General features: G+C 26.8%; 24 protein-coding genes and 1 pseudogene. 14 read left to right on the top strand and 11 right to left on the bottom strand.

The window, feature by feature from the left end; genetic code table 4:
- Window positions 1-288: 288 nt before the first annotated feature.
- From AACK93_RS07470 to AACK93_RS07480, 3 genes are all read right to left on the bottom strand, one after another.
- On the bottom strand, window positions 289-1569 hold the full coding sequence (locus tag AACK93_RS07470) for a DEAD/DEAH box helicase (protein ID WP_339024403.1): 1281 nt from the start codon (window positions 1567-1569) through the stop codon (window positions 289-291).
- Window positions 1570-1918: 349 nt separating this feature from the next.
- Window positions 1919-2284: a hypothetical protein gene (locus tag AACK93_RS07475; RefSeq protein ID WP_339024404.1), complete on the bottom strand. Its 366-nt coding sequence runs from the start codon at window positions 2282-2284 to the stop codon at window positions 1919-1921.
- Entirely contained in the window at window positions 2268-2453 is a 186-nt protein-coding gene (locus AACK93_RS07480; RefSeq protein ID WP_339024405.1) for a hypothetical protein, read from the bottom strand. The genes AACK93_RS07475 and AACK93_RS07480 overlap by 17 nt, the downstream gene beginning before the upstream one ends.
- Before the next feature lie 516 nt (window positions 2454-2969).
- On the opposite strand from AACK93_RS07480, the gene AACK93_RS07485 reads away from it, so the two are divergent.
- The 4 genes from AACK93_RS07485 (at window position 2970) to AACK93_RS07500 (ending at window position 5580) form a co-directional block, all read left to right on the top strand.
- Complete coding sequence (locus AACK93_RS07485) at window positions 2970-3296, top strand: hypothetical protein (protein ID WP_339024406.1); 327 nt, start codon at window positions 2970-2972, stop codon at window positions 3294-3296.
- A 2-nt stretch (window positions 3297-3298) separates the two neighbouring features.
- The gene (locus AACK93_RS07490) at window positions 3299-3520 is read left to right on the top strand and encodes a hypothetical protein (RefSeq protein WP_339024408.1); all 222 of its coding nucleotides are present in this window, start codon (window positions 3299-3301) and stop codon (window positions 3518-3520) included.
- 37 nt (window positions 3521-3557) lie between these two features.
- A protein-coding gene (locus AACK93_RS07495; protein ID WP_339024409.1) for an IS3 family transposase occupies window positions 3558-4669 on the top strand; the annotation gives its coding sequence in 2 pieces (ribosomal slippage) (window positions 3558-3801 and window positions 3801-4669; 1113 coding nt in all).
- A 374-nt stretch (window positions 4670-5043) separates the two neighbouring features.
- Window positions 5044-5580 carry a hypothetical protein gene (locus AACK93_RS07500; protein ID WP_339024410.1) on the top strand — a complete coding sequence of 179 codons (537 nt, stop codon included), beginning with the start codon at window positions 5044-5046 and terminating at the stop codon, window positions 5578-5580.
- 564 nt (window positions 5581-6144) lie between these two features.
- On the opposite strand, the gene AACK93_RS07505 is transcribed toward AACK93_RS07500, so the two are convergent.
- Window positions 6145-6300, bottom strand: a complete 156-nt coding sequence (locus AACK93_RS07505; protein WP_339024411.1) for a hypothetical protein — start codon at window positions 6298-6300, stop codon at window positions 6145-6147.
- 89 nt (window positions 6301-6389) lie between these two features.
- Between AACK93_RS07505 and AACK93_RS07510 the strand changes: the two genes are divergently transcribed.
- From AACK93_RS07510 to AACK93_RS07535, 6 genes are all read left to right on the top strand, one after another.
- Window positions 6390-7637, top strand: coding sequence for a lipoprotein (locus tag AACK93_RS07510; protein WP_339024412.1), 1248 nt, complete (start codon window positions 6390-6392; stop codon window positions 7635-7637).
- A 664-nt stretch (window positions 7638-8301) separates the two neighbouring features.
- A complete protein-coding gene (locus AACK93_RS07515) occupies window positions 8302-8640 on the top strand; it encodes a hypothetical protein (RefSeq protein ID WP_339024413.1) in 339 nt (112 codons plus the stop codon).
- Between the two features lie 2 nt (window positions 8641-8642).
- Window positions 8643-8972: a two-component regulator propeller domain-containing protein gene (locus AACK93_RS07520; protein ID WP_339024414.1), complete on the top strand. Its 330-nt coding sequence runs from the start codon at window positions 8643-8645 to the stop codon at window positions 8970-8972.
- Window positions 8973-9217: 245 nt separating this feature from the next.
- Complete coding sequence (locus AACK93_RS07525; RefSeq protein ID WP_339024415.1) at window positions 9218-9892, top strand: hypothetical protein; 675 nt, start codon at window positions 9218-9220, stop codon at window positions 9890-9892.
- A 77-nt stretch (window positions 9893-9969) separates the two neighbouring features.
- Window positions 9970-10377, top strand: a complete 408-nt coding sequence (locus AACK93_RS07530) for a hypothetical protein (protein ID WP_339024416.1) — start codon at window positions 9970-9972, stop codon at window positions 10375-10377.
- A 507-nt stretch (window positions 10378-10884) separates the two neighbouring features.
- A complete protein-coding gene (locus tag AACK93_RS07535; RefSeq protein ID WP_339024417.1) occupies window positions 10885-11037 on the top strand; it encodes a hypothetical protein in 153 nt (50 codons plus the stop codon).
- A 184-nt stretch (window positions 11038-11221) separates the two neighbouring features.
- On the opposite strand, the gene AACK93_RS07540 is transcribed toward AACK93_RS07535, so the two are convergent.
- From AACK93_RS07540 to AACK93_RS07555, 4 genes are all read right to left on the bottom strand, one after another.
- Window positions 11222-11716 carry a hypothetical protein gene (locus AACK93_RS07540; protein WP_339024418.1) on the bottom strand — a complete coding sequence of 165 codons (495 nt, stop codon included), beginning with the start codon at window positions 11714-11716 and terminating at the stop codon, window positions 11222-11224.
- Between the two features lie 35 nt (window positions 11717-11751).
- Window positions 11752-11937 (bottom strand): hypothetical protein, encoded by a 186-nt coding sequence (locus AACK93_RS07545; protein WP_339024419.1) that lies wholly within the window; start codon window positions 11935-11937, stop codon window positions 11752-11754.
- On the bottom strand, window positions 11921-12169 hold the full coding sequence (locus tag AACK93_RS07550; RefSeq protein WP_339024420.1) for a hypothetical protein: 249 nt from the start codon (window positions 12167-12169) through the stop codon (window positions 11921-11923). Before AACK93_RS07550 ends, AACK93_RS07545 begins: the two co-directional genes overlap by 17 nt.
- Before the next feature lie 317 nt (window positions 12170-12486).
- Window positions 12487-13512 carry a hypothetical protein gene (locus AACK93_RS07555; protein ID WP_339024421.1) on the bottom strand — a complete coding sequence of 342 codons (1026 nt, stop codon included), beginning with the start codon at window positions 13510-13512 and terminating at the stop codon, window positions 12487-12489.
- 609 nt (window positions 13513-14121) lie between these two features.
- Between AACK93_RS07555 and AACK93_RS07560 the strand changes: the two genes are divergently transcribed.
- Window positions 14122-14322 (top strand): hypothetical protein, encoded by a 201-nt coding sequence (locus tag AACK93_RS07560; RefSeq protein WP_339024422.1) that lies wholly within the window; start codon window positions 14122-14124, stop codon window positions 14320-14322.
- On the opposite strand, the pseudogene AACK93_RS07565 reads toward AACK93_RS07560, so the two are convergent.
- A pseudogene (locus AACK93_RS07565) lies at window positions 14315-15379 on the bottom strand (IS3 family transposase). The gene AACK93_RS07560 and the pseudogene AACK93_RS07565 sit on opposite strands and share 8 nt — an antisense overlap.
- Window positions 15380-15493: 114 nt before the next feature.
- Between AACK93_RS07565 and AACK93_RS07570 the strand changes: the two are divergent.
- From AACK93_RS07570 to hpt, 3 genes are all read left to right on the top strand, one after another.
- On the top strand, window positions 15494-15931 hold the full coding sequence (locus tag AACK93_RS07570; protein ID WP_339025471.1) for a UPF0236 family transposase-like protein: 438 nt from the start codon (window positions 15494-15496) through the stop codon (window positions 15929-15931).
- An 80-nt stretch (window positions 15932-16011) separates the two neighbouring features.
- Entirely contained in the window at window positions 16012-16425 is a 414-nt protein-coding gene (locus AACK93_RS07575) for a hypothetical protein (protein ID WP_339024423.1), read from the top strand.
- A gap of 253 nt (window positions 16426-16678) precedes the next feature.
- On the top strand, window positions 16679-17239 hold the full coding sequence (gene hpt, locus AACK93_RS07580) for a hypoxanthine phosphoribosyltransferase (protein ID WP_339024424.1): 561 nt from the start codon (window positions 16679-16681) through the stop codon (window positions 17237-17239).
- Between the two features lie 297 nt (window positions 17240-17536).
- On the opposite strand, the gene AACK93_RS07585 is transcribed toward hpt, so the two are convergent.
- Window positions 17537-17854, bottom strand: a complete 318-nt coding sequence (locus AACK93_RS07585; protein ID WP_339024425.1) for a F0F1 ATP synthase subunit epsilon — start codon at window positions 17852-17854, stop codon at window positions 17537-17539.
- Between the two features lie 5 nt (window positions 17855-17859).
- Window positions 17860-19278 carry a F0F1 ATP synthase subunit beta gene (atpD, locus tag AACK93_RS07590; protein WP_339024426.1) on the bottom strand — a complete coding sequence of 473 codons (1419 nt, stop codon included), beginning with the start codon at window positions 19276-19278 and terminating at the stop codon, window positions 17860-17862.
- Window positions 19279-19290: the final 12 nt, after the last annotated feature.

Genomic DNA, 19290 nt, shown 5'->3' on the forward strand with positions numbered 1-19290 from the left:
TTCTTATGTATGATTTTTGTTGTAAAAACTTATTTTAATGTTATTTTTATAAGCGTTTTCCTTGGTTTTTATAACCTTTTATTGAAATTATGTTTGTTGATATTAAATATTTTGTTTTATTATTTATTTTCCAAATAAAATGATAATTAAATTGTCGTTGCTTTTCATTAAAAATTATTTAAACCTTTTCCTGCCTAACAAAACTTTATGCGTCCCTGACTGCCTTAATACTTATTCAAATCTTTACCTACCTAACAAAACTTTATTCGTCCTAAGAGGTTATTAACCTTACTTCTTAAAATTTTTCTTGCGATATTTTTGAATAACTTTTTTAACATCTTCTTTTCTTTGCTTTTTATAACCTGGTTTAATTGGTCGAGAATGATAATTCGAGATAACTTTTTGTAAATCATTTACTGACTCTTTTGGAATATTTTTAATAACTTTCTTTGCTGATTTCTTAACTTTTTCATTTCATAATGTAAAATTAATTCCCTTTTTAGTTAAATATGCAATTCCTTTTTTATCTGATGAATCATAAAATAAGTAAGAATATCCATGATATTTTCCTCTACCTGTTCTTCCTGCGCGATGAAAATAATATGTTAAATCATACGGTAAATTTAATGAAATAACATGTGAAACTCCTGGTAAATCAATACCCCTTGAAGCAATATCAGAACAAACAACAAATTTAAATTCAAGACTATTAATTCGTTTTAGCATTTTAATGCGTTCACGAGATTTTAAACTACTATGAATTTGTCCGACTTTAATATTTTGTTCTTGTAACAAATCAAGAGCTTGGTCCATATTTTCTTTTTTATTAACAAAAATTAAACATAAAAATGGATCCATTGTCATTAAGAGATTTTTCAAAATTTCAATTCGATTACGATATCGAGTTTTAACTAAAAAATGTTCAATATTTGTTTGAATTTTATAATCACTTAAATCAAGAATTATCGTATTTTTTAAATATTTTTTTAAAAAATTTTGTAATTCATTATTAATAGTTGCCGAAAATACCATAAATTGTGTATTTGAAACAAGTTTTGATAATAAAAAATCTACTTCATTAACAAAATCTAAATCAAAAATCATATCTACTTCATCCAAAACAACCATCTTACTAGTAATTAAAGCTAACACTTGTTCATCAATCATTCGCTTCAATCTTGTTGGCGTTCCAATAACTAAATGCGGATAATTAGTACTAAACTTTTGCTTTTGTTGCTCTAAATCTTGACCACCAATTAAATTAGCAATTTTCAAATTAGGATTATTTTTAATAAATTTTTGACTAACATTATATATTTGTACCGCTAACTCTCTTGTTGGTACGATTATGATCGCTTGCGTCTTGTTAATTGTTGGATTAATTTTACTTAAAATTGTTAATAAATAACCAACAGTTTTTCCAGTTCCTGTATTGGCACTAACAATAACATTTTGTCCCTTAAACATTAAAGGCAACATCTTCTTTTGAATATTTGTTGGAGCAACAAATTTTAATGAATCAATTGTTGCTAACACTTCATTACTTAAACCAATATCTTGAAATCTCATTACTACCACCCCTAAATAGTTTTAATAAAACTATTGTTTTTTTAAAATCAGAGGTAATTATACCACAAAATAAAACCGCAGAGAATTTGCTCTACCTATCCGGTCGCATTTAGTTTTCTTAGGTATTGTTTTGAAGAAGTAAAACAATCAGATAACTATATTATTTAATTACTAAACTAACCATACCTTTCTTGTTATTGTCATTTTCATTCATCATGATTTTATCATATTATTAAATTTTTACACAATAAAAAATTTTAAATTTTCACTAATATATATTAATTTATATTTTTACTTAACTTAAATGTATTATATTTATTTGTGAATTTACAATATTACCTTTGCTGATTTAACTATCATCATTTTTATTATTATATTTATTTCATAATGAATTTTTATATATTTCTTTTCTGATTTCTATTTCTGAATTAATATTTTCATTAATGTAATGTAATACATTTAATTTGTTTAAATTTGCCATTCTTAAATGTAATAGGTTATTCAAATTCTTATGATGATATATTTTTGCTTTATATCCTAATTGTTGTTTTACTAAATGCGATACATCACTTTCGATGCCGCAACCGATATTTCATTCTAAATTTTGATGATGAATACCTTGCTTATTATTACTGAAATAATTACTCGCCTTTTTTAAATTTGTTTTAATATCTTTATTTAACTCATTTTTAGCAACATTACGAATGTTTTTCACTAATTCTTGATGGATTTCCGTCTTTATATAATTTAATTCAACTATTTAGTGTTACTTTGCGATTTTCAAAAATAATATTAAATGCCGTTTGTTTTAACTTTTTAATAGCATGATAACCATCTAAAATATATCTAACATTACCAAAACTATTGGCAATTTCTGGACGCATAAAGTTTTGTTATGTGGGAAAAGATTTGAATAAGTATTAAGGCAGTCAGCAATGATTGTCTTTTTATTTTATAAGATGTTAAAAATTTGTTCTTTGAAAATTAAATACAAGTGAATTAATAATGTTTGGTATGTATTAAAGCACGATAAATTGTTGGTGGTCGCCCATAACCAAAAGAAGTTTTTACCAGTTAATAGATAACACCCTATTCTATTAGCTATATCAATTTGTTTCATTTTGCAATAAAAAAATGAATGGGTGGATTTCCTAAAAATATACACGCTATTAAATTAGTTCCAAGGGTAGATGGCAGGATGCGGATGTTAAAGTGTAAAAATTTCTATATGGGGGTATGCTAAGTTTAAAATTATTAAAATCTTTATCTAATTAAAAAACAAAATTTACTAACAAAGCTTATTAAACACTTAAATCTGCAATATATAAGTGTTTAAAAAACTAAGTTAGTTAACTTAGTTAACTAACAACTTAGTTTATTTATAAGAAAGGTAATTTATTATGAAAAACATTGAAAACATTTTCTTAAATACTAAAAAATATCTCTTAAAAGAAACACAAAACGCAATGTTTATTAAAGCACCAAAAATTCCGTGATTTAATGAACAAATCGGTATTTGGTTTCCAAAGCGATTTGTTTATAAAGGAAAATATGAAAATTCTATTTGCATCGGAATAATAAAAGATAATAAATATCAAGTAATTTCAATTAATCAAAAAGAAAATGAAACCAAATTAATTAAGGGACAAGAATTATTAAGCTTCTTCATTGCCGGAAAAGAAAACAACAAAAAAGATATAAATTATAACTATTTTAAAGGAGTTTAAAAATGAATATTGCGATTGGAATAATATTTATTATCATTTGCATAATGCTATTGGCATATTTTGCTTATAAAATTTATGCCAAAATAAAAATGCGAATTAAATATAAAAATGCCATTAAAAATAATACTGGTAATTTTACAAAAGATGAAAAAGTGTTTATTGCCAGCTTTGAAGAATGAGTTAAAGCTCCTAATTCAAAAGAAAATAATGAGAATAAAAAATAATGTTTTGAGAAATTATTAAGAAAGAAGGAATATAAAAATGGGAAATAAAACCTCATACTCTGAAGAATTTAAAAAACAAATTGTCATGCTATACAAAAATGGGAAAAGTGTTATTAATTTAGGGAAAGAATATAATTTACCAAAACCAACTATTTATAGTTGAGTTAAAAATTATAATAATTCTGGTTCATTTAAAGCAAAAGACAATCGCGCACTAGAAGAAAATGAAATAATAACTTTACGAAAAGAACTTAAAGACTTAAAAATGGAAAATGACATTTTAAAGCAAGCCGCGCTGATAATGGCCAAAAAATAACAATAATTAATAGCAATAAGAAAAAATATTCGATAAGAAAAATGTGTAAATTATTAAATATTTCAAAATCCAATTACTATTATCAAATTAATAAATACACAAGGAAAATAGTGAATAATTATAATCAAGAAATTATCAGTGCATTTAACGCAAGCCGCCAAGTCTATGGAGCCCGAAAAATCAAAGTAGTATTAGCTCATAAAAGTATTAACCTATCTAGACACAAAATTAGAAACATTATGAAAAACAATAATTTGATATCAAAGTACACAAAAACAAGACTTAAATGCAAAAATATTCAAGTAAATAATGATCCAGTAAATAACATTGTAAACCGAGACTTTAATAATAGAAAAATAAATGAAATTATCGTTAGTGACTTAACTTATATAAAAGTGGGTTTTAAATGATTTTATGTATGTCTCCTAATTGATTTGTATAATCGCGAGATTGTTGGTTATAGTTCCGGACCAAATAAAAATACGGAGTTGGTTTATCAAGCTATTATGCGAATTACTAGACCATTATCAAAAATTGAAATATTTCATACCGACCAAGGTAATGAGTTTAAAAATAATATAATTGATGAAATTTTAATAACCTTTAACATTAAAAGATCATTAAGCAATAAAGGTTGTCCTTATGATAATGCAGTTGCTGAAGCAACTTATAAAGTTTTTAAAACAGAATTTATTAATGGTAGAAAATTCAATGATCTTGCACAATTAGAACTTGAATTATTTGATTACATTAATTGATACAATAATCTTAGAATACATGGCAGTTTAAATTATTTATCTCCAGTTACTTTTAGAAAACAAATGTCTATATAAAAATTGTCCTAAAAAGGGTTCCCAATCCATAGTTAAATCAGCAAAGGTAATATTGTAAATTCACAAATAAATATAATACATTTAAGTTAAGTAAAAATATAAATTAATATATATTAGTGAAAATTTAAAATTTTTTATTGTGTAAAAATTTAATAATATGATAAAATCATGATGAATGAAAATGACAATAACAAGAAAGGTATGGTTAGTTTAGTAATTAAATAATATAGTTGGCTGATTGTTTTACTTCTTCAAAACAATACCTAAGAAAACTAAACGCGACCGGTTTTGCCATTTTTCTAATGATATTAAAGATTTTCGTGTAATATATATATATATAATTGAAAAAATAAAGTAATAAAGGAGTTAAAATAATGAAAATTTTAAATATAATAGCTTTTTCTACATTAATAATATTACCAGTGGTTGGTTGTTCTAAAAAAGCAAATGAACCAGTAGAACAAAAAAATAAAGCTAACAATAAAAAAGATAAAATTTTTAATTTTGAAATCAAGGGCTTAAAAAAAGTAAAATTTCTTATTTTAAAAAATAACAATCAACTTTTTGTAGTTAACATAGATAAAAAAGATAATATCAATTTAAATGAAAAGTTACCAGAAATAAAAGATTTAGACACTTTTACTTTTTGATTTACAAAAGAATTTGAAAATAGTCAAAGTAAACAAAAAAAAATTAAACAACTAATAACTACACACGGACAAAAAATGCCTGACACTCACCATAATATTCCTTATAAAGGAGTTAACAGACCGCATGAAGTTTGAATAATTGATAAAAAAATAACAATTAAAGCACAAGGTACAGAGTTGGATGATTTTAAAGTTAATAACATTATAGACTATATATTACAAGAAACAAATAATTTTGAAATTGAAATTGAAAATCCTTAATAACTAAAAAATCGGGTCTGTACAATTAACTGTACCTCTAAGAATTAACTTAGATTTACTCTGTCTTTAAATTTTACTTCTAAAAAATAATCAGCAACTTTATCAAGGGGATTTTGCTTTTTTGTTCTATTTCTTTGGAAAGTTCAGAATAAAATTATCAAGACAAAAAATTTTGGGCAGGCTTTTTCTACGACCGTAATTACCTTAAACAACTTTTTAATTTTTTCTCTTATCTATAAATTAATAAAAACCAGTAATTAATTAAAATTACTGGTTTGGATATTTTTCTTATTTTTACAATAGACTTGGTGCATAACCTTTAATTTTATCTACTATTTTGATAATATTATTTCCTAGGTGAAGGATAAATGTTAGATAAATACAAAGACGAAAATGAATTTTATTATAGTCTAATAGGCATAAAATGTTATAGTTGTGTGCCAAGTCTAATAAATTAAACTATTTGTTTTAGTTATTAACAGAAAAATTATTTGTAATAAAAAAATTTTGGACAGGCCCAATTATTTAATTTTATTAAATTTTTTTTAATTTTGACTAATATTTTTACTTACTTAAATGTATTATATTTATTTGTGAATTTACAATATTACCTTTACTAATTCAACTATCATCATTTTTATTATTATATTTATTTCATAATGAATTTTTATATATTGGAATAGCAACCCTTTTTAGGACACTTTTTATATAGACTGCCATTTTCTAAATTCAACGGGTGTTAAATAATTTATGTTATTATTTAATTAGCTTTTTATAAAGCAAGAAAGTATCAAAGGAGAAAATTGACTATGAAAAAATTATTAAGTATTTTAGGTGCAGTTAATTTAACTGTAACCGGGGCAGGTAATATTGTTGCTTGTGAGTCAGGAAAACCAAAACAAATTAAAAAATCAAAACCACCACATCAATCAGAAAAACCAGAAGAAAACAAACAAATAACCCTAGTTTCTAATTGAGAAGAAACCAATGGGACAGTTTGAAATTTAATCGCTGATAAAAATAACAATGTTTATGTCGGGACAAGAACTGCTGATTATAGAGGTAATTTGTTTAAATTAACACCGGACGGAACATTATCACCTGTTAATAGTTGAAAAGAAACCAATGGGACAGTTTGAAATTTAATCGCTGATAAAAATAACAATGTTTATGTCGGGACAAGAACTGCTGATTATAGAGGTAATTTGTTTAAATTAACACCGGGTGGAACATTATCACCTGTTAATAGTTGAAAAGAAACCAATGGGACAGTTTGAAGTTTAATCACTGATAAAAATAACAATGTTTATGTCGGAACAAAAACTGCTAATGATAGAGGTAATTTGTTTAAATTAACACCGGGTGGAACATTATCACCTGTTAATAGTTGAAACGAAACCAATGGGACAGTTTGAAGTTTAATCGCTGATAAAAATAACAATGTTTATGTCGGAACAAAAACTGCTAATGATAGAGGTAATTTGTTTAAATTAACACCGGGTGGAACATTATCACCCGTTAATAGTTGAAAAGAAACCAATGGTGAAGCTTGAAGTTTAATCGCTGATAAAAATAACAATGTTTATGTCGGGACAAAAACTACTAGGGGGCAAGATAATTTGTTTAAATTAACACCGGGTGGAACATTATCACCTGTTACTAGTTGAAACGAAACCAATGGGACAGTTTGAAATTTAATCGCTGATAAAAATAACAATGTTTATGCCGGGACATGAACCGCCGGGGGGAAAAGTAATTTGTTTAAATTAACACCGGGTGGAACATTATCACCCGTTAATAGTTGAAAAGAAACCAATGGTGAAGCTTGAAGTTTAATCGTTGATGGAAATAACAATGTTTATGTTGGAACAACAACCGCTGATGATAGAGGTAAATTATTTAAGTCAAGTGATGGAGGAAAAACTTTTGTTTTAGTTACTAGTTGAGATGAAGACAATGGCGAAGTTAAAAGTTTGGTTGCTGATAAAAATAACAACATTTATATTGGAACAAGAATTGAAACTAGTAAAGGTAAATTATTTAAGTTAATTACTTAGAGATATAGTTAATTGGACAGCTCCTATTTTTCTTGTGATAAAATAAGAAATTATTATTTTTTTAATTAATAATGTTAAATTTTATTTTATTCCTAGTCTAGTCAATCAACTTCGCGGTGTTAGTTATAATGACAAAACCCTCATTTTCATTATCTAATATTTCAAAATAATCATTTATTTTTAATAATTTTAGTAATGTTTGCCGGGGGCTTGTTTATTCCTTTTTTAATTACAAATTTTCCCTAATGTTAATACTATGTCAACCATTAAACCTCGTCATTTTTTCTCCTTTATGTTCAGAATAAATTTTACTTTTTGTAAAAAAATATTTCTGATAATTTTATATTTATATTAAAATACAAACTTATTTTATCTTATTTTCTAAAAGATTTTAAACAGGTTCTTAGGCATTATTTTGAAGAAGCAAAACAATCAGCTATTTTTTATATGGTCCAACTTATTGTAACCGATCCACAAATGGTATATAATCATCCTGTAATTAAATAAATAAAAAAAAGAAAACACAAAATTTTGAGGTCATTGTGTTTTCATAGAAAATTATATCAAAAACTTAATGATTTATTTGATTTTTTAACATAATTACCTATGGGGATATCAGCAGTGTGATATTCTCTTTTTATTTATCAGAAGGGAAATAGAAAGTATGAAAAAATTATTACGTTTATTATCAATATCAACTTTATTAACAAGTATTCCTGCTGCTCCGTTGCTTGCTAATGTTAATGCACCTCTGACTCGTGCCAAACGCGATGTCAGTGCATTAACATCTAATTCAAACAACGACTATCTACCACCAACAAAAATTAATATGTCTTATTTTGGTGATGTCGATGATGTTTCATCAATTATGATTGATAAACAAAATAATGTATATTTTGGTGCTGATAAAGGTGCTTTTGTTTTAAAGCGGGGTTCAACAAGACTAACCAAAATTAACGGAATAAATAGTCGTGTTTATTCAGTTGCGATCGATAGTAATTAATAATGTTTATTTTAGAACGCGAGATGAATGGTGCTTATGTTTTAAAACAAGCAGAAACGACAGCAGAACGAATAAATGGTATTAGTGAACATGTTTATTCAGTTGCGATTGATAAACAAAATAATGTATATTTTGGTACAAGTAGCGGGGTATATATTTTAAATCGAGGCAAAATAATCGCAACAAAAATGAATAAAATAAATGATGATATTAAATCTATTTTTATAGATAAACAAGACAATGTTTATTTTGATACAGCTCATGGTTTTTATGTTTTAAAACAAAAGGAAACAATGCCAACCAAAATAAATGGTATAAATGAGCATGTTTAATCAATTGCAATAGATAATAACAACAATGTTTATTTTGGTAGTGATTATGGTGCTTTTGTTTTAAAGCAGGGTTTCAACAACTGTAACACCAATAAAAGGTAGTAGTAAACATGTTTCATCAATTGCGATCAATAACAATAACAATGTTTATTTTGGCGGAGATAATAAATTAAATTATATTACTACTATTTTAGATTGAGTAAAACAACGAAGTCAGTTTAATTTAGTTGATAACAAACAAGACAGTGATTTGAACTCGCCCTGACTTAATTACGGTGGATGGGGAGTTAAATATTGATATTACTAACCCGAACATCGACAAAGTTATCTTTGATAATGTCCAGCAACCACAAACAGCGAAAAAATGAACCATCAATGTTAAACCCGAAATAAGCGAAAGAGATCATAATTTACAAGTATTTTTTACTTTGGGCGGAAAACAATACACGAGTGAAATTACGGTCTCAATGCAAACCAAAATTGACCCACTTAAACCAATTGTCAAAGAAAATCTAGATAAGGTGATTAAATTTGGAAATGATAATAATTTAGGGAATATCTTAGATAACAACGACAGTACTATTAAAGCAAAAATTCAGCAAATTAATTCTCGCATTATTGATTTTTTACAAATTGCAATTGCAAAAAAAGATATTCATTCAGCAACTTTAACCGCAAAACCAGATAGCAAAGGTTACCAAGGTTCAGTTGTTGTTAAATACAATGTTGTACCGGCAACAATTGTTGATTTAAAAATTGACCTACAACCAACAACACCAACACAACAGCACAAGTTGATAAAGATTATGTCGGACAAATTGATCCTAGCGCAATTACAAGCCCAGTTAATACATTCTACTATGTCAATAGTGAAAGTAAAATCACAATGCCTAAACCAACAACAGCAAGTAGTGTCATAACTGGGGTGGTATATGGTTGTGATGAGTAATGAAATAAAACATCACAACATAATTCAATTGATTCAACAAATGGTGTTGTGTTAGATGATTCACAGTTAGCAACAAGTGATGGGAAATATGTTATTGAATTGTCAGATAATTCATTTCATACAAACAACATTTATTTACAAATAGCACCAAAAAAAGTAATCACAAATTATTTTGATACACCAAATGGTAAACAATTTGAACAACGGGCAGAAGATAATGGATATAAAAATATTCGTGGATATCGTGCTAGTCAACTGAATAATTTGTTTGCGTTATCGAAAACTTGAAAACAAAGTTTAACACATTTAAAACTGCAATTAGATAACTTTGTTGTTGATGACATTAAAAATGTTGCGCAAGATGAAATTAATAACTATAAAACAAAACTACTGGATGATGTAAAATCGCAAGTTGAAAAATATGTTCCCGGTGTCATTAGAAAACACCGATTATAAAGTTCTTGCTGATAATCTTGTTGCGGGTGATTGAACTACTAGCAAAGATGTCAAAGTTCAAGCAGTTGATGGTAGTACAAAATTGTTGAGTTTTATCGCTGCAACAATTCCCGCACAACCAAAAGGGCCACCCAGAGCCACTAGTACCAAATATAGAAACAAGCCCCAACGCCCGATAATAAAGATGAGGACAGTAAACTGTGAATTATTGGTGTCGTGGTTGGTGTCTTGGGGTTTGGTGGCATTGTATACTTGCTGTTTCGTAAATTTGTTTTTAATAAATATATCTTGCCGAAAATTTATGCTCGTCGTCAACAAAAAGTAGTTGAACAATGAAAACGCGACACGACCGCGAAGAAGCCGAAGAACTAGCACACAAACAAGCCGAACGCAAACAAAAACAAAACAGCAAAAATGATAACAATAAAGGAGGTGGCGAATAATGGTTCAATTTTTAGCGACAGGCGGCATCAATGATTTACTTAATAAAATTTTAGGTATTTCACAATGCCGATATTAATTTCCGGTGCTGTTGTTTCGGCAATTATTATGATTGGTGTTTATGCTATTGGTGGTAAGGTAAGTTTAACGCCGGTAGCAACAATTGCAAAGAAACAATTAAAAAAGTTCAGGTTAATCCATCTTGTTTATACTTATTAATTCAGCACCTAAATAAGTATTAATTTTAGGCCGCGATATATTTATCTTTAGGTTTGCTTTTATTGCGACCACCACGGTATCAAAGCACGGGTCTTACGGGTCTTACGGCGGTTAAATAAAAACTCCTTCTTATTCTTAATTAAGAATAAGAAGGAGTTTTGAAAATTATTAAATAATAAATTAACTAAAACCCTTGATATTGTCTTTTATTATCAACATTTGATAAATCAATGACTAGCGGTTGATCATCTTTTTGAAGTAACGCTCGAAACACTTGATAAACAATAGTATACATAAAAATTAATTTTATTGTTGCTATAATCTGGCTAAAGAATCCGCGGCTCTCACGACAAAAAATTTGATTTAAATAACCAATAATAATAATAGTATTAACTACAAGAAGAATAAACATTTTAATAAATATAAAAATAATATTAAACCCAATCATTAACTTAGCAAACTGATCATTAACCGATTTTACTGGCACATTTTGTAAGGAATTACTATCTGGCAAATTAACATTTTTTAATTTACTAATTGATAATAAACCCGCCACCCCAAATAATAAGAATGCCACACCAATACTTAAAGTAATAACAAATGTTTGTTTTATATTGACAATTTCACTATTAGCACTTTTTATCAATAGTAAAGCAAAAGCAAAAATTATTAACAGCACACCCGATAAAGCAAAAACGCCTGATTCGTGTAGTGCTATTTTTCTTTTCGCTCTAATACCGGTCTCAATTTTTTTTGACCTAATGAAAGCAACATAAATCCAGTCAAAAATGTCATATTAAAGAAACTATAAACTAAAATTAGTCAACGATGTTTAATAAATTGCTCATCATTAAGTGATATTGCTCACTTAATGATTAAAGCACTATAAATTAATTGCATTACTCCCCATATAAATAATTAATGCTGTAATTGAAAAATAATCCTCATTTATAGCACTAGCAATTTTTGTACAAAAATTGCTATCATGAGTTGTTAACTCCGTAATCTGATTGCTTAATGCTGTAATTGTATAAAAAGCAATCATTGTTAACACAAAGAACGCGCAAATAAACACAAGAATATTAGCAAAAATTAGAAAAAAACGGCCAAATGGAAAATTAGAATTTTTCATTATAAAAAATCTCTTTCATTAGACTTGGTACATAATCTTTAATACTTCTCAATTATAAAATAATATTATTTGTTCTTGTATTTTTTCATTATTTTACTCCTTGTTGTTTCAAATTTCATAAGTGTTTAATTTTTGCCAAGCATAGTTATTAACGAACCAATTGTTTATAATAAATTTAATATTTTTTATTAAATTGGATAAAAATTAAAAGTTGGCTTGGGGTTACTTTCGCTTGCTCTTGATATTATTGCTTTTCCATTAAAAGTAATGCTATTATCTTCGTTAATAGTAATTTCATTGGGTAATAAACTATATTTTTATAATATTTGCATTGCCTCTGTAATTGATAATGTAATTGTTTGTTCTTTGTTATTATCATCAATTATTTTAGCAGTAATTATTCCATTAATTTTTTGTTTTAAATCTAAATTAGTTTTAATTGAAAATAATCTGATTACATATTGGGCTGTAAGGCGTTGTTTTTTTCCCACAGATAATTCTTGTTCTGGTGAATGCAACAAATCACGATTTAAAATTAATTCTTGTTCTTGTTTATTTATGTTTGATAAATCAAAATTCTTTGATAATGTATTTTTAATTTCAGAAGCTTTTTTATTTGAACTTGTAAAATCAGTTAATATCATTTCGTCATCAATATTTAAATTTCATCCCTTAACTATATTTTTTGAGTTATTTATGTTTAATCCTGTTGTAATTTGAAATAAATATTTTGCCTTAGTTTCATAACTAAATGAAGGTACTTTAATTTTTTGTGCACCCGAAGAAGCAGTGTTAGAAAAATCAATTGGTTTAAAACAAACATTCTTTTCATCAGCTAATTTTAATGAATCTGAAGTGCTTGATATTTCAATCGCAGAAAACATTAAGTTATCAATATCAATATTAATTTCTTTTATTTCTTTAAATATTAAATTTGGGTTTTCATCGCGAAATTTAAAAAATGATGCTTTTTTAATTAATTCATTTAAATTAATAATTTTATTTTCTTCATTATTAATTAAATATTTTACATTTATAATATTATTACTTAAATTATTTTTTATTTTTACATTAGCTGAATTATCTGTTTTGTTAATAATTTCTAATTGCGAAATATCTAAAATGGGATTTAAATAATTTAATTCATTTAAAATTACATCATTAGAATTATCATTAATTTCTCCTAAATTTGAATTTAAATCATATTCACTATATTCATAAACATTGTGATTTTCTGAACCGAAATATAATTTATTTTTAAAAACCAAATCAGAAGAATGAATTGCTCCTTTTGTTTTTATTATAATTTTTTGCTGTTGTGTTATAGGATCATATTCATACACATTCTTATCTCATCTGAACCAAAATATAACTTATTATTGAAAACTACCCCCAGAAGATCAAATTTCTCCATTTGTTTGAATAACAATTTTTTGTTGTCCTGTTACTCTGTTACTGGATCATACTCATAAACATTATGATCACTTGAACCAAAATAAACTTTATTATTTAATATTATTCCGGTAGATCTAATTATTCAATTTGCTTTAATTACAACTTTTGTTTTACTTATATTTTCATTATTGCTTCTTTTTTGTCTTTTATTTATATTATCTATTTTATCTTTTGTTGGATAAGGACTACTGGCAACAATTCCTGCTATTCCGCTACTTGCTATTGTTATTGTTCCTAAAATTTCTAGTAATTTTTTAATTTATTAAATTCTTTTTGTTAATTTTTGCTAATTTAATAAATTTTTGTAGTAATTATCGCCTCCACTTAAAATTATAAATTTTAAATTAATACGAATTTAATTATAAACTATAAAATAAAATTTTTATCATTTTTTAGAATATTGAACACTAATTCTAGAAAAAATTATCATTAAAACAAAAAAATAATCAAACTAAATTAAACTTTATTAAAATTAATACCAAGAAAGGTGATTTTTTATGTTAGAAATTAATAATAATGTAAAAACCTTAGAAAATAAGCATTGATTAAACTTATTTACAACCCATAAAAATATGTACACCAATAAATGTGAACAATTAGCTAATGAATATGAAAAATTAGATGAATACTTATATAAATATCATTATCGGTTAAAACAAGGTGGATTGGCAACCCTTTTTAGGACAATTTTTATATAGACATTTGTTTTCTAAAAGTAACTGGAGATAAATAATTTAAACTGCCATGTATTCTAAGATTATTGTATCAATTAATGTAATCAAATAATTCAAGTTCTAATTGTGCAAGATCATTGAATTTTCTGCCATTAATAAAATTCTGTTTTAAAAACTTTATAAGTTGCTTCAGCAACTGCATTATCATAAGGACAACCCTTCGCACTCAATGATCTTTGAATTTTAAATGTAGATAATAATTGATCAATTATATTATTTTTAAACTCATTACCTCGGTCGGTATGAAATATTTCAATTTTTGATAATGGTCTAGTAATTCGCATAATAGCTTGATAAACCAACTCCGTATTTTTATTTGGTCCGGAACTATAACCAACAATCTCGCGCTTATACAAATCAATTAGGAGACATACATAAAATCATTTAAAACCCACTTTTATATAAGTTAAGTCACTAACGATAATTTCATTTATTTTTCTATTATTAAAGTCTCGGTTTACAATGTTATTTACTGGATCATTATTTACTTGAATATTTTTGCATTTAAGTCTTGTTTTTGTGTACTTTGATATCAAATTATTGTTTTTTATAATATTTCTAATTTTATGTCTAGATAGGTTAATGCTTTTATGAGCTAATACTACTTTGATTTTTCGGGCTCCATAGACTTGGTGGCTTGCGTTAAATGCACTGATAATTTCTTGATTATAATTATTCACTATTTTCCTTGTGTATTTATTAATTTGATAATAGTAATTGGATTTTGAAATATTTAATAATTTACACATTTTTCTTATCGAATATTTTTTCTTATTGCTATTAATTATTGTTATTTTTTGGCCATTATCAGTGCGAATTGCTTTAAAATGTCATTTTCCATTTTTAAGTCTTTAAGTTCTTTTCGTAAAGTTATTATTTCATTTTCTTCTAGTTTGCGATTGTCTTTTGCTTTAAATGAACCAGAATTATTATAATTTTTAACTCAACTATAAATAGTTGGTTTTGGTAAATTATATTCTTTCCCTAAATTAATAACACTTTTGCCATTTTTGTATAGCATGACAATTTATTTTTTAAATTCTTCAGAGTATGAGGTTTTATTTCCCATTTTTATATTCCTTCTTTCTTAATAATTTCGAAGTCTATATAATTATGGTCCAACTTATTGTAGCCTATCCAAGGTTATAAAGTAGTTCATTTTGCTTTAAGAACAATTATTACAATTTTTGGTGATGTTACTTTTAAACGACGCCGATATAAATATTGAAATCAAAAATCAGATAAATTTGAATATGTATGTTTATTAGATAAAGAAATTGGTTTATTGCCAAAACAACGCATTTATTTTGATGTCCAATTTAAAGTTTTAAGTCTTCTAGGTGATGGTAAAAGGTGTCGCGATGTTTTAGATGCTTTAAATCATTGTTATATTTCAAAAGGTAGTATTTCAAATATTTTAAATAAATACGATATTGCTGAATATTTTCAACTAGCAGAAAAAGAAACTAAAACTAGAATTGATATCAAAAATAAGGATTTGTATATTCAACTAGATGAGACATTTTTAGCGATATTAGACCATAAAGTTAAACAAGACCAAAGAATCGTTTAGTTACTTTTCATACCGGACATAAAGAAAAAAAATACAAAAATGCTCGCAGAGAATTAGAAAACAAACGAGGTCATTTTCTAATGTTAAAAGTTGGTAAACGAATAAATACGATGGATTATCGTGATTTATTGATTAAAGAATTGCAAAAACATTATGTAAATATTAATTATGACAAAATAATTGTTTGTGGTGATGGTGATGCTTGAATTAGAGAAATTGCCAATAGTTTTGGTAATGTTAGATATATTTTAGATGGTTATCGCGCTATTAAAAAATTAAAACAAACTGCATTTAATATTATTTTTGAAAATCGCAAAGCAACACTAAATAATTGAATTGAATTATATAAGGATGGAAATCATCAAGAATTAATCAAAAACATTCGTAATGTTGCTAAAAATGAATTAAATAAAGATATTAAAATAAATTTAAGAAAGGCGAGTAATTATTTCAAAAACAATAAGCATGGTATGGTATTCATCATCAAAATTTAGAATAAAATATCGGTTGTAGTATTGAAAGTGACGTATCACATGGACGCATAAAGTTTTGTTAGGTAGGAAAAAAACATTTGAATAAGTATTAAGACATTCAGCAATGATTGTCTTTTTATTTTATAAGGTAAGGTGTTAAAATTTGTTCTTTGAAAATTATTCAAAAAAGAAAATTAAAAAATAGTTAAAAAACTACTAAAATAAATAAAAAAACATTAAAATATTAGCATATTTAAAAAATAAGGAGCTATTAATGAAAAAACATCCTCTGGTCAAAGAAATTTTATTTACCCGGCAACAAATTATTGAACGCACTAAGGCGTTAGCATTAGAAATTAGTAAATACTATCAATCTAATGACTCAACAATTATTCTTTTAGGAATTCTTAAAGGATGTATTCCCTTTTTAGCTGAATTTATTAGTCACTTAACAATTGAATGTGAAATTGACTTTATGGCGATTGCTTCTTTCCGCGGCGGAACCGAAGCTAGTAGCACACCACAAATTATAATGGACATTAACCAAGATATTACTAATCGTGATATTTTAATTATTGAAGACATCATTGAAAGTGGTGCCAGTTTACTAATCATCAAAGAATATTTATTTTTAAAAGGAGCTAAAACGGTAAAAATGGTGACATTACTAGACAAAACTAAAGGAAGAAAGGTTGAACTTAACGCTGATTGAACCGGTTTTCAAGCACCCCAAGAGTTTCTTGTTGGTTATGGTCTTGATTATCAAGAAAAACTCCGTAACTTACCTTATGTCGCCATTGCTGATATGGAAAAAATAATACTCCTAGAAAAATAATAATGTCTCTAAACAAAAATACCTAACATTATACAATGTTGGGTATTTTAATTAATTACTATTTCATTCACAATTCAATCCCTAGAAAAGCAATAAACAAACTACCCACCAAATACGTTAGTGCAAAGGTAATGAGAAAATAAAACAGCAAAGCCTCACGAGGTTTTTTGGGATTTAAAATGCTATTTCATAATATAGAACTAGTTCCCAAACTAGAAAACAAAAAAGCAATTAAATAAATCGCAATTTTAATTAAATGAATTGATAGCACCGTATCCATAAATAAACTCCCTTCTACTAAAAATTAGTCATATTAGTATGACGATCTTTTGCTAACTGTAATAAATGATCTTTCGCTTTATCATCATATTCAATATAATCAGTTAAAATTTTAACTTCTTTCTTTGTTGAATATAATATTCCTGAAGAAATAAGTAATTTATAAGTTTTTTTATGTTGTTTAACAAACATTTGTGCTATTTCCAAATTAGCAACAATAGGAATATGTTGTTCTAAAATTCCGATATAGCCCTCTGTAGTTTTAACAGTTATAATTTCAACGACATCATCAAAGAAAATTCCTAATGGTGTTATAATTTTTAGTTTTATCGCCATTGATTTTAACCCTCTGTTAATTCTTTAGCCTTAGTAATCGCTTCTTCAATGCTACCAACAAACAAAAATGCTTGTTCTGGCAATTTATCGTGTTTACCAGCTAATATTTCTTTAAAACTTTGAATCGTTTTTGATATCGGAACAAAATTACCTTTCATTCCCGTAAATTTTTCAGCAACCGAAAATGACTGTGATAAAAAATTACGAATCTTTCTAGCGCGATTAACAAGCAATTTATCTTCATCTGATAATTCTTCAATTCCCAAAATTGCAATAATATCTTGTAATTCTTTAAATCTTTGTAAAATTTGTTGCACTTTTCTAGCAACTTGATAATGTTCTTGACCAACAACTTCTGGATCTAATAGTCGTGAAGAAGAATTTAAAGGATCAATCGCTGGATAAATCCCTAAAGCCGCGATACTACGATCTAATACCGTTCTAGCATCTAAATGACTAAAAGTAGTTGCTGGCGCCGGATCAGTTAAATCATCAGCGGGAACATAAATTGCTTGTACCGATGTAATTGAACCTTTTTTTGTTGAAGTAATTCTTTCTTGTAAAGCTCCCATTTCTGTTGCTAAAGTTGGTTGATAACCCGCTGCTGAAGGCATTCTTCCCAATAAAGCCGAAACTTCACTTCCGGCCTGCGTAAAGCGAAAAATATTATCAATAAACAATAACACATCTTGATTTTGCTCATCACGAAAATACTCAGACATCGTTAATCCTGTTAATGCCACTCGCATTCTTGCTCCCGGAGGTTCATTCATTTGCCCAAAAACTAATGCCGTTTTATTAATAACATTAGCTTCAATCATTTCATAATATAAATCATTCCCCTCGCGAGTCCGTTCACCAACGCCAGTAAAAACAGAAATCCCGCCATGTTCTTTAGCAATGTTATTAATTAATTCTTGCACCAAAACCGTTTTACCAACACCAGCCCCACCAAAAAGACCAATCTTACCACCCCGAGCATAAGGAACTAACAAATCAATAACTTTTATTCCCGTCTCTAAAATTTCCTCTGTTGTGCTTTGTTCTTCATAACTCGGAGCAATACGATGAATTGGCATTCTTCGCGTTCCTTTAGGAGTTATTGAACCATCTAACGGCTCACCTAAAACATTGAAAATTCTTCCTAAAGTTTCTTTCCCTACAGGAACCATAATTGCTTTCCCAGTATCTATCGCTTTTAAACCTCTAGTTAATCCTTCTGTTGGTCCCATTGAAATTGTTCTCACAATATCATCGCCTAATGCTTGCATCACTTCAACAACTAACTTTTCACCATTATTATCAATTTCCACAGCATTATACAAATTAGGTAAATTGTTATGCGAAAAACGAATATCAATAACTGGTCCTAAAATTTGAATAACTTTACCTTCATTATGCTTTTGTTTTTCAACTTTTTTCATAACTAATTGTCT

The sequence above is a fragment of the Spiroplasma endosymbiont of Agriotes lineatus genome, from assembly GCF_964019485.1.
GTDB lineage: Bacteria > Bacillota_I > Bacilli_A > Mycoplasmatales > Nriv7 > Nriv7.